12 protein-coding genes are annotated in these 10,794 nt (G+C 71.0%); 1 reads left to right on the forward strand and 11 read right to left on the reverse strand.

Going from position 1 to position 10,794, the window contains the following annotated elements:
- Positions 1 to 35: 35 nt before the first annotated feature.
- The gene (locus ACT3T9_RS13055; protein WP_441443506.1) at positions 36 to 1,085 is read right to left on the reverse strand and encodes a hypothetical protein; all 1,050 of its coding nucleotides are present in this window, start codon (positions 1,083 to 1,085) and stop codon (positions 36 to 38) included.
- 116 nt (positions 1,086 to 1,201) lie between these two features.
- On the reverse strand, positions 1,202 to 1,939 hold the full coding sequence (locus ACT3T9_RS13060) for a hypothetical protein (RefSeq protein ID WP_441443507.1): 738 nt from the start codon (positions 1,937 to 1,939) through the stop codon (positions 1,202 to 1,204).
- A 32-nt stretch (positions 1,940 to 1,971) separates the two neighbouring features.
- Here ACT3T9_RS13060 and ACT3T9_RS13065 point away from each other — a divergent pair, with 32 nt between their 5' ends.
- On the forward strand, positions 1,972 to 2,550 hold the full coding sequence (locus ACT3T9_RS13065) for a GNAT family N-acetyltransferase (protein WP_444606755.1): 579 nt from the start codon (positions 1,972 to 1,974) through the stop codon (positions 2,548 to 2,550).
- Here ACT3T9_RS13065 and ACT3T9_RS13070 read toward each other — a convergent pair.
- The 9 genes from ACT3T9_RS13070 to murC form a co-directional block, all read right to left on the reverse strand.
- On the reverse strand, positions 2,486 to 3,412 hold the full coding sequence (locus ACT3T9_RS13070) for an RluA family pseudouridine synthase (protein WP_444606756.1): 927 nt from the start codon (positions 3,410 to 3,412) through the stop codon (positions 2,486 to 2,488). The genes ACT3T9_RS13065 and ACT3T9_RS13070 overlap by 65 nt on opposite strands.
- A complete protein-coding gene (gene lspA / locus ACT3T9_RS13075) occupies positions 3,409 to 4,101 on the reverse strand; it encodes a signal peptidase II (RefSeq protein WP_441443510.1) in 693 nt (230 codons plus the stop codon). The genes ACT3T9_RS13070 and lspA overlap by 4 nt, the downstream gene beginning before the upstream one ends.
- Positions 4,098 to 4,796, reverse strand: a complete 699-nt coding sequence (locus ACT3T9_RS13080; RefSeq protein WP_441443511.1) for a DivIVA domain-containing protein — start codon at positions 4,794 to 4,796, stop codon at positions 4,098 to 4,100. The genes lspA and ACT3T9_RS13080 overlap by 4 nt, the downstream gene beginning before the upstream one ends.
- 96 nt (positions 4,797 to 4,892) lie before the next feature.
- On the reverse strand, positions 4,893 to 5,183 hold the full coding sequence (locus tag ACT3T9_RS13085; protein ID WP_441443512.1) for a YggT family protein: 291 nt from the start codon (positions 5,181 to 5,183) through the stop codon (positions 4,893 to 4,895).
- 8 nt (positions 5,184 to 5,191) lie between these two features.
- Positions 5,192 to 5,680 (reverse strand): cell division protein SepF, encoded by a 489-nt coding sequence (locus ACT3T9_RS13090; protein ID WP_441443513.1) that lies wholly within the window; start codon positions 5,678 to 5,680, stop codon positions 5,192 to 5,194.
- A 150-nt stretch (positions 5,681 to 5,830) separates the two neighbouring features.
- The gene (gene pgeF, locus ACT3T9_RS13095; RefSeq protein WP_441443514.1) at positions 5,831 to 6,565 is read right to left on the reverse strand and encodes a peptidoglycan editing factor PgeF; all 735 of its coding nucleotides are present in this window, start codon (positions 6,563 to 6,565) and stop codon (positions 5,831 to 5,833) included.
- Positions 6,562 to 7,902, reverse strand: coding sequence for a cell division protein FtsZ (ftsZ, locus tag ACT3T9_RS13100; RefSeq protein ID WP_441443617.1), 1,341 nt, complete (start codon positions 7,900 to 7,902; stop codon positions 6,562 to 6,564). The genes pgeF and ftsZ overlap by 4 nt, the downstream gene beginning before the upstream one ends.
- A gap of 215 nt (positions 7,903 to 8,117) precedes the next feature.
- Positions 8,118 to 8,855 carry a cell division protein FtsQ/DivIB gene (locus ACT3T9_RS13105; RefSeq protein WP_441443515.1) on the reverse strand — a complete coding sequence of 246 codons (738 nt, stop codon included), beginning with the start codon at positions 8,853 to 8,855 and terminating at the stop codon, positions 8,118 to 8,120.
- Positions 8,856 to 9,259: 404 nt separating this feature from the next.
- Positions 9,260 to 10,780 (reverse strand): UDP-N-acetylmuramate--L-alanine ligase, encoded by a 1,521-nt coding sequence (gene murC / locus ACT3T9_RS13110; protein ID WP_441443516.1) that lies wholly within the window; start codon positions 10,778 to 10,780, stop codon positions 9,260 to 9,262.
- Between the last annotated feature and the right edge of the window lie 14 nt (positions 10,781 to 10,794).

The following is a 10,794-nucleotide window of genomic DNA, read 5'->3' on the forward strand; positions in this document are numbered from 1 at the left end:
GGCCCGCACCGGGCGCGCCGGGCGCGCACCGGGGCTCACCGCGGTGCGGAGACCTCCGCGTGGGTGCGCAGGATCCCCTCGGTGGTGCCCTGCGGAGCACGGCCGATCCCGCATTCGGTGGCCACCCCGAAGGGCTGGTTCAGCGCGGTGGACGCTGCGGCGATGCGCCGCCGCGCCCCCTCGGAGCCGTCCTCGCGGTGCACCAGCCCGAGGTACAGCTCGTCCAGCCGTGGCAGCTGCGCGAGCGGAGCGAAGTACGCCGCATCGTCCCGCTCGATGGGCACCGGCAGATGCAGCCAGGTCAGCTGCCGGGCGGCGCTGTCCACCAGGGCGTCGGCGAGCTGCACCAGCGTGGCGGCATCGCGCGGTTCGACGAAGTGCCGCTCCCCCGCATCGCCGTAGCAGAGGTGCACCCCGGCCTCGACATCCAGCGGCACCGCATCCACCAGCGCCGCGAGCCGGGTCACGATGCCCGCCAGCAGATCCCCACTCCACCAGCCCTCCATAGGGCTGCCGTAGCCGGAGGCACCCTCGAGGATCCCCAGCTCGCTGGCCACGTCCCACTGGATCGCGAGGTCCTCGTGCGGGATCGCCTCGAGGATCTCCTCGAGCTCGCGCAGCAGCGCTTCGGTGTAGATCGGCTCGATGGCGGCCCTGTCCGCACCGGTGAAGAAGGAGGAGATCACTGCGACCGGTGTCGGCAGGGAGACCTGGAAGCGGATCCCCTGCGCGATCACGCCCTGCTCGCGCAGCCGGGCGAAGATCGGATAGGAGTCCTTCGCCGCGGCGGCGTAGCCGAGCGGCGGCAGCGTGATCCCGGCGGGGTCGACGCCGTCGGCCAGCCGCAGCGGCCGCGCATCGATGCCGGCGCCGAAGGGGATCGGCTGCTCGCCGACGCGTTCGATGCCTGCGGCCTGGCCGAGGACGTCCGGCTGGAACATGATCCAGTGGAATCTCTTCCCTACCTCGCCGTCGGGGATGCGCCGGACATGGCGGCCGAGGATCTCCGCCACCGTGCGCATCGTCTTCTCGGCATCATCGAAGTTCACGCTGCCCGTGAGGAGGGCGCCCTGGGGTTCGGTCATGGGGACAGCCTACGGAGGTGGGAGCTCCGGTGCCGGATGCTCCAGCGTCTCGCACTCAGCTCTCGCGTCTCGAGTCTCGCGCTCGGCACGTGCGTCTCAGGAGCCGCTCATGCCGCTCAGCTCCTGGTGCCGTCTCCCTCGGCCTGCTGCTCCCGCCGGGTCTCCTGGAGCAGGGAGTCCAGGTAGTCGTGGACGTCCTCGAAGCTGAGCGAGCGTTCATCGCGGCGCGGCGGGATGCCGCCGACGAAGGCACCGCCGTGCCAGGCCATCGAATCATCCGGGAGCGTGGGATCGTCAACGCGCCACAGATCGATCGGGATCGCATGGGCGACGAGATCACGGGCGACCTCCTCGGCCTGGGCCGGGCTCCCTGAACGCTGCAGCACCGAGACCAACAGCGACTGCGCCGCCCAGGCCACGGCATCGTCCCGGGAGTCCTCCCCCGGGTCCACGGATTCCTGCACCAGGGCGGCATAGCTCGCGGCCAGCTCGTCGGCCCCATCCTCGAAGTGGTCCTTGGCGACCCGGAGCGCGACCCGCGGGACCAGATCCCTGGCTTCCCAGAGGACCGCCGCGCCGACCAGCGCCATGCCCACGCCGGTCGGGAAGTCCGGGTCCAGCGCCATCGGCGTGGATGGCGCCTTGCCGGCGCGACGGTCGTCATCAGCCGCGAGATAGGTGCGCACCGCCTCGGCGACTGCCTCACGGGCCCGCTCAGCATCGCGCAGCGTGACCTCGGCACCGGCCGGATCGATGCCCAGGCGGCGGGCGACCCGGAGGAACGGGAAGTCGGGACGGTCCAGCGCCGCCTCGTGGGAGGGCGTCAGCGCACGGGAGATCTGCTCATCGTTCATCCTTCGACGCTACCGCCTGCCAGACTGTGCGCGTGCCCGCCACCGCTGTGATCCGCCTGCGCCCGCTGCATGTGGCCGATGTCCCGGTCTTCTCTTCCTGGGGCCAAGACCCACGCTTCGTCGAGCACGCCGGGTGGAGCCCCGGCCTCCCCGATTCCGAGCTGCGCGCGTTCTGGACCGGTCTGGTGAACACCCCGCCACCTGAGCTGCTGCGCCTGGGCGCCGTACGGGATCAGGTGCTGATCGGCTATGTCGACCTGCACGGCGTCGGACCGTGGGAGCGCGAGCTCGGCTATGCGATCGGCCCCAGCACCTGCTGGGGGAAAGGGCTCGGCACCGCGGTCGCAGGGGCCGCTCTCCACTACGCCTTCGACGTGCTGGGCCTGGAGTCGGTGTGGGCGGAGGCACTGCCCGCGAATGCAGCATCGCTGCGGATCCTGCAGCGGATCGGGATGCGGAGCACCGGCAGCGGAGAGCAGGAGGAGTTCCTCGGGGGGACCGGGCGCTATGAGCAGTTCCGGATCACCCGCCGGGAGCATGCCCGGCTCAATGACCCCGCAAGGCCTCCAGCGCCGACTGCAGATCTGCCGTGTACTGCGAGACGAACCTGACCTCCTCGCCGGTGGCGGGGTGGATGAAGGTCAGCTCCATCGCGTGCAACCACTGGCGAATCAGGCCCACCCGCTCGGCGAGACGCGGGTCCGCGCCGTACAGCGGGTCGCCCACCAGCGGGTGATGCAGCGCGGCCATATGGACCCGGATCTGATGGGTGCGTCCCGTCTCGAGGCCTACCTTCAGCAGGGTCGCGCCCTGCAGGGCTTCGAGCGTCTCGTAGTGGGTCACCGAGTGCTTGCCGTCGCTGCGCACCGCGAACTTGTAGTCGTGCTGCGGGGAGCGCCCGATAGCGGCCTCGATGGTGCCCGCCGGCTGCTCCGGGGTGCCCTGGCAGACCGCGTGGTACACCTTGCCGACCTCGCGGGCACGGAAGGCATCCTTGAGGGTGGTGTAGGCGCGCTCGGTGCGTGCCACCACCATCAGCCCGCTGGTGCCCACGTCCAGGCGGCTCACGATGCCCTGCCGCTCCGCGTCGCCGGTGGTGCGGATGCTCACGCCCGCGGCGGCCAGATGGCCCAGCACGGTGGGGCCGGACCAGCCGGCGCTCGGGTGCGCCGCCACTCCCACGGGCTTGTCGATCACCACGATGTCGTCATCCTGGTGGATCAGGCTCATGCCGTCGGCGATCTGCGGCCGGACCTCGACCGCGGGCTTCTCGTCCGGCAGCTCGACGTACACCATCGCGCCGGGCTCGAGCCGGGTGGAGCGGGCCGGGACCTGGCCATCGACAAGGACGCCGCCGTTCGTCACGAGCTCTGCGGCGCGGGTGCGGGAGAGACCCAGCATCCGTGAGATGCCCACATCGATCCGCTCCCCGGCGAGCCCCTCGGGCACCATCAGCGTGCGGGAGGAACTCATTGCTTCTCCTGCACGGTGTCATCGTGAGTCGGCTCGGTGTCGTCATGAGCCGGCGCAGTGTCGTCGGCGGCGCCAGCGGCTGGCGCGGTGGCGTCGCCAGCTGGCGCGCCACCTGCAGCTGCGGTATCGGCAGCGGCGTCGCGACGTGCCGGATCCGCGTCGACCCCGAACAGGCCCAGGGCGACGATCAGGATCGCGCCGCCCACCACGGCCATGTCGGCGACGTTGAACACCGGCCAGTTGGGCAGTTCGAGGAAGTCGACGACGGCGCCGCGGAAGGGCCCCGGATCGCGCAGCAGGCGGTCGTGGATGTTGCCCAGCGCGCCACCCATGATCAGACCGAGGGCGACGGTGTACCAGGGCGAGCGGACCGCCTTGACGGCGAAGACGATCACGCCGATCACGATCGCGATCTGCAGGCAGGTGACCACCGGGGTGATCTCCGAGCCCATCCCCCAGGCCGCCCCGCTGTTGTACAGCAGGGTCAGCTGGAGGATCTCACCGATGAACGGCTGGGGATCCAGCAGGGGCAGCGACTCCACCGCCCAGTTCTTGGTGATCTGGTCGATCACGGCGAGGACCGCGCCGATCCCGGCGATGGTGCCGAGGACTGTTCCACGGCTCAGACGGCGACGAGCGCCGGACCCCTGGGGCCCGGCGCTCGTCGGCGTGGAAGCAGGGGTGTTCACAGACCGAAGTTCGCCTGCTTGTCCTGCGTCTCGCTGCTGTCGAGATCGCTGAGCTGGTTCTCGAGGTAGTTGCGCAGACGGTTGCGGTAGTCGCGCTCGAAGTTGCGCAGGCCTTCGATGGTCTTGTCGAGCTCTGCCTTCTTGGTCTCGAGGTCGGCGAGCGTGGTGCGGGACTTCTCCTCGGCCTCGCCGACGATGCGCATGTGCTCGCCGTTGGCCTCGCTGATCAGACGATCGCGCTCGTCCTCACCGTTCTTGACGTACTCGTCGTGCAGACGGTTCGCCAGGGCGATGATGCCGGCGGCGGACTGATCGGGGCTCTCCGGCGCCGGCGCGGCCACGGGGGCGGGCTGCTCGACGGCCTCGTCCTCGACCACGGCCTGCGGTGCGGTGGCATCGATCTCGACCTCATCGTCGGCGCCGATGGGCGTGGTATCGATGATCGCGTCCGTCTCACCGGTCGCGGAGACATCGCCGACGGGTGCCGCTGCACTGGTGCCGGTCTCGAGCTCGGCGATGCGGTTGTGCGCCTCCTCGAGCTCCTTCTTCAGGCGCTCGTTCTCAGCGAGGAGTTCCTTCAGGCGAGGTTCCACGTCGTTGTCGAGGAAGTTGTCGACCTCGTCCATGTCGTAGCCCTCGGAGAACCGGACCGGCGTGAACCGCTGATTCTGTAGGTCTTCGGGCATCAGAGCCATGGGTCACCTTTTCTTAGTGCGGGAGTTCAGATGCGCGGTGGGCGCGGCGCGTTCAAGCCTAGCGGATGCTGCAGAGGTTCCTGGACCGGAGCCTCCTCACATCGCCATTCCGCCGAGCACCCGCAGCAGGATCCATCCGAGGACCAGCAGGATCATCAGGCTGAGGTCGAGCGCCACCGCGCCGATCCGCAAGGGCGGGATCAGGCGGCGCAGCCCCAGCACAGGAGGGTCGGTCAGCGTGTAGACGACCTCGAACAGGACCAGCATCAGCCCCGAAGGCCGGTACTCCCTGGCATAGGACTGGATCCACTCGAGCACGAGGCGAGTGATGAGCAGGAGGAGATACACCAGCACTGCGAGGTACAGCACTCCTGCGACGATCTGCACGGGAACGCTCAGCTCTGGTTGTAGAAGCTGCCCTCGTCGGCCGAGGTATCCCCGTCGACCTGGACGAACTCCGGGGAGAGCAGGAACACCTTCGAGGTGACGCGCTCGATGGTGCCGCGCAGGCCGAAGACCAGCCCGGCCGAGAAGTCGACCATGCGCTTGGCGTCGCCGTCCTGCATGTCCGAGAGGTTCATGATGACGGGGACGCCGTCACGGAACGACTCGCCGATCGCCTTGGCGTCGTTGTAGGACCGCGGATGGATCGTGGTGATGCGGTGCATCGACTCCTCCACTGCCGGGGCCATGGCCACCACGTTCGAATGCTGACGGATCGGGGTCACCTGGGCCTCCCGTTCTGGTGCGGCCTCGGGGCCACGCTCGGTGCGGCGGGACGGTGCGGCAACCTCGTCATGGCGGAGCCGTTCGTCCTCGTAGTACTCGTCATCGACCTCGTTGGCGAGGCCGAGTGCGACCATGGCGTTGCGCCAGGTTCCCATCGCAGATCTCCCAGTCTGTTGTTCACGCTGACCAGGGCTCCAGGGAAGCACGGGGAGTGCGCGGGAGCCCTTACCCGTTGAAACTACCGCAGGGATTTCCTCGACCCCGGGAGGTGCCCGGCGTGTCGTGAGCGTGTCTGGGCGGGCGCGTCACTCGCGGCGCAGGATCCCGGCGAAGCGCCCGGTGGTTGCCTGGCGGCGGTAGGAGTAGAAGCGTTCGTCCTCCAGGGTGCACGGATGGTCCGCGTCGATGGCGGAGGGCGGGATACCCGCCGCGGAGAGCACCTCGATCGCGCCCGCGCGCAGATCCACGGAGGGCGTGCCCCAGGAGGTGGTTGCCCAGGTGGCGGGCAGCAGCCGTGCCGACTCCTCCCGCATCGCCGCGGGCACCTCGTAGCAGGCACCGCAGATCGCGGGCCCGATGCTCGCCGTGAGATCCGCCGGGCGGGCCCCGAACTCTGCCATCCCCTCGATGGTCCGCTGCAGGACTCCGGCCAGCAGTCCCACGCGCCCGGCATGGGCTGCAGCGATCGTGCCGGAGACGGGATCGCTCAGCAGCACCGGCAGGCAGTCCGCGACCATGATCGCGAGCCCCACATCCCGGCGATCGGTGACCAGGGCGTCGGCGGTGACCACCGGCGCGGTTCCCGTCGGTGGAAGCACGTGGACGTCCGCGGAGTGGACCTGATCCACGAAGATCAGCGGCACTCCGAGCTCAGTCTCGAGCAGCTCCCGGTTGCGGGTGACGGATCGCTCCTCGTCCCCGACGTGGCGCGCGAGGTTCAACCCGGCGTGCTCACCCGTGCTGACCCCGCCCTCACGCCCCGTGAACAGGGCACGGGCCCCGCGAAGTCGCGAGGCCCGTGCAGGAAGTGCTGAGGTCACTTGAGGAAGGACGGCAGATCGAGGTCGTCATCGTCGGACGGCGGCTCCTCGATGTGCGGGGGGCGTGCCGGCTCGCGCTCGGGGGCTCGCGGTGCGGGCTGCGGCGCGACCCGCTCCTGCTGCGAGTACTGCCCGCCCTCGGTATCCGCCGCGTCGAGCACCTCGGTCTCGGGCTCGGTCGCGCTCGGTCGCGACGGGGAGAAGGCCTGCTGCGGCAGTCCCCAGGCCCCGGGCGCACCGGAACCGGCCGCTCCGGCGCTGGCCCCGTGGGCGGTGCGCTGCTCCTGGTGGGGAGCGCGCGGTGCCGCTGCGCGGGGCTGCTCGGCGCGCGGCTGCTCGGCACGGGGTGCCGGGCGATGCTGCGGGGTGACGTCCTGGCGCTGGGCCGGACCGCCGCCCTCGAAGCCGGCCGCGATGACCGTCACGCGCACCTCATCGCCCAGGGCGTCGTCGATGACGGAGCCGAAGATGATGTTGGCATCGGGGTGGGCGGCCTCCTGGACCAGGCGGGCCGCTTCCGAGACCTCGTACAGGCCGAGGTCGCTGCCGCCCTGGATGGAGAGCAGCACGCCATAGGCGCCGTCGATCGAGGCTTCGAGCAGGGGGCTGGACACCGCGAGCTCGGCGGCCTGCAGGGCGCGGTCCTCGCCGCGGGCCGAGCCGATGCCCATCAGGGCGCTGCCGGCGCCCTGCATGACGGACTTGACGTCGGCGAAGTCCAGGTTGATCAGACCCGGGGTGGTGATGAGGTCGGTGATGCCTTGGACACCGGAGAGGAGGACCTGGTCCGCGCTCTTGAAGGCGTCGAGCATGGAGACCTGCTTGTCCGCGATGGAGAGCAGGCGGTCATTCGGGATCACGATGAGGGTGTCGACCTCGGCCTGGAGTGCGGCGATGCCGGACTCCGCCTGAGTGGAGCGGCGACGGCCCTCGAAGGTGAAGGGGCGGGTGACCACACCGATGGTGAGGGCGCCGAGGCTGCGGGCGATCTTGGCCACGACGGGGGCGCCGCCGGTGCCGGTGCCGCCGCCCTCTCCGGCGGTCACGAAGACCATGTCCGCGCCGCGGATGACCTCTTCGATCTCCTCGGCGTGGTCCTCGGCGGCGCGCTTGCCGACCTCGGGATCGGCGCCGGCGCCGAGTCCGCGGGTGATCTCCTTGCCGACGTCGAGCTTGACGTCCGCGTCGGACATCAGGAGTGCCTGGGCGTCGGTGTTGATCGCGATGAATTCGACGCCCTTGAGGCCGGACTCGATCATGCGGTTGACGGCGTTGACACCTCCGCCGCCGACGCCGACGACCTTGATGACTGCGAGTGAGATCTGGGTTCCGGCCACGTGTTGGTCCTTGCTCTTGTCGTTCATCCGAGGAGGGGGCCTGCGTCGCACCTGGTCGTGGACTTCCGAAACCCTATACCTCGAGTTGAGGTTCGGACTTCGGGGCGCTTCTCCTTTCCCTTGACGCTATGGACGCAATCACCTGCACGCAAACACCACGTGCGCGTGTCGGCGTCCGAGGGCGGGCGAGATCACCGCCACGACCCCAAATTACGTCAGCGGGTGACCGGAGCCACCGGGGAAGAGACATCGATGATGGTGCCGGGCTGTCCGAGCAGCGCCTGGACCACCTCGGCCTTGAGCTCCGCGTCGCGGGCATCTCCCCAGACGACCGTCTTGGTGCCGCCGTCCTCAAGGGCGAGCACCACCGTCACGTCGCTCAGGCTGGAGGCGGTGACCTCCTGGACCGCTCCGCGCAGCGGTTCGGGCATCCCTGCCATGACATCGGTCATCGCTGCGGCCGCACCCTCGGGATCCGCGGACCCTCCGGCGACGACGAGTGGAACCAGCGCGGTCCCCTCGCCCGCGGCGGGCGGCAGCTCCTGCCCTCCGGCGTCGACCACGGCGGTGGTGCCGTCGGCCTTCGTGAGCAGTCCGATCGGGACGGCTTCGGTGATGCTGACCCGCACGCCGTCCGGCCAGACCCGTTCGACCTCGACCGAGTCGACACCGGGGATCTCGGAGACGTCCTCGGCGATCGCTCCGGTGGCCAGCAGCAGCATGCTGCCGTCGGCGCGCGCGGAGGCCGCGGCCTGGACATCCTGCTCCTGCACGTAGCCGGTCCCCTCGACCGCGATCTTCTGCACCTGCAGCGCGGGCAGGAAGATCGCGGTGACGCCCGCGGCGACCAGCACCAGCACCGTGATCAGGACGCCGGCGATGATCGCGCGGCGGCGACGCCTCCAGGGCCTTCCCGCCACCAGCTCGCGGAATCGTTCGGAGGCCTGCACCACCCGGCCGCCGCCCTCTGCCCCCGCAGCCGGCGACCCCGCGGCGGGCGCGGAGTGCTCCGGAGGGCGGACCTCCGAGGTCTGGGGGCGGCCGACGGTGCGCCCGCGAGGAGCCGGAGCTGATGCCGGTGACTGTGCCGGCGAGGGGGCAGAGAGAGCAGACCGCGCCGAGGGCGCCGAGGGCGACGGACGCCCCGAGCGTGCCGAGGACGACTGGCGAGCAGCGGACGCGGGGCGTGCAGAGCGGACAGACGGCGCAGACGGGGCCGACGGGGCAGAAGGGCCCGTCGGAGCGGACGACGCTGGGGTCGCGGGCGGCGGGGTGGGCTTCTTCGGTCTCGGGGTCGGCGCGGGGGCGGCGCGCCGGGCGCCCTGCCGTGGCTTCGGGGCGGTGGGGCGGCGCGCCATCAGCTGCCGTCCTCGAGCTCGCGCAGAGCGGCCATCAGCGGGGGCGTCATCTCCACGATGTCGCCGGCACCGAGCATCAGGAGCAGGTCCCCCGGCTGGGCCTCGGCGACCACCTGTTCGATGAGCTCCGTCCCCGCGGCGACCGGCGTCACGGACGCGGCGGCGAGGTCGGTGAGGGTCCGTGCGTCGACCGTGGGGTCCGGGTCCTCGCGGGCCGCGTAGACGGGCAGCACCCAGGCGTGATCGGCGGCAGACAGTGCGGCGGCGAAGTCGATCGCGAAGTCGCGGGTGCGGGAGAACAAGTGGGGCTGGAACACGACGAGCACGCGGCCCGGGGCCGTCTGCGAGGCGACGATGCCGCGGGCGGCGGCGATGGTCGCGGCGACCTCCCGGGGATGGTGGGCGTAGTCGTCCACCACGGTCACTCCCCCGACGGTCCCGGCCACGTCGAAGCGGCGTGAGGCGCCGGTGAAGGTCGCGAGGCCTGCGGCGAGGGCGGCCGCGGAGGAGTCCGGGGCGGCCGCTGCGGTGGCGGCGAGGGCGCCCAGAGCATTGAGCACGTTGTGGTGGCCGGTCACCGACAGCTGGATGGTCAGCGGGCCATGGGGGGTGTCGATCTCGACCTCGGCACCGAGGGGGCCGCTGCGCTCCTCCCTCAGCGACCACTGGGCGTCCGTCTCCGTGCCGTAGTGCACCACGGTGATGCCGCGGGCCCGGGCACGCGCGCCGAGCGCTCGGGCGCCCGGGTCGTCGGCGCACACCACGAGCGTGCCGCCAGGGGCGAGCTGCGCGGTGAGGGCGTCGAAGGCCGCGGTCAGAGTGGCGGCGTCGCCGTGGAAGTCGAGATGGTCGGGCTCGAGGTTCGTGACCACCAGGGAACGCGGGGTGAAGGCGAGGAAGGAGCCGTCGGACTCATCTGCCTCGACGACGGCGAGGCCGGTGCGCGGGGACGACGTGGTCGGGGACGCGCCGAGTCCTGCGTTGCGTCCCAGATCGGGGACCGCGGCTCCGAGCGCCCAGGCCGGGTCGATTCCCGCACCGCGCAGGGCGGACACGGCCATCCCGGTGGTGGTCGTCTTGCCGTGGGTGCCGGCGACGGCGACCAGGTCATGCCCGCGGAGCAGTCCGGCCAGTGCGGCGGCGCGGTGGATGACGGGGATCCCGCGATCGCGGGCGGCCAGCACCTCGGGGTTGTCGGCTCGCACGGCGGTGGAGACGATCACCAGGTCGAGGTCCGCAGCGAGCAGGGAGGCGTCGAAGCCGATGCCGATGCGGGCCCCGGCCTCCCGCAGCGGAGCGATGAACTGGCCGTCCTGGGAGTCGGAGCCGCTGACCTCGAGCCCGGACTCGAGGGCAAGACGGGCGACGGCGCTCATGCCTGCCCCGCCGATGCGCACCACATGCACCGAGCGCACCTCGAGATCGGTGGGCCAGTCCGGCCGGGTGATGACGTCCCCGGCACGCAGGATCGTGCGGGGCGTCGCCTGCGGGGAGGAAGCGTTCTCGAGGCCAGAAGTCATGAGGTCACCGTAAT

The sequence above is a fragment of the Brachybacterium sp. AOP29-B2-41 genome, from assembly GCF_052378395.1.
Classification (GTDB): domain Bacteria; phylum Actinomycetota; class Actinomycetes; order Actinomycetales; family Dermabacteraceae; genus Brachybacterium.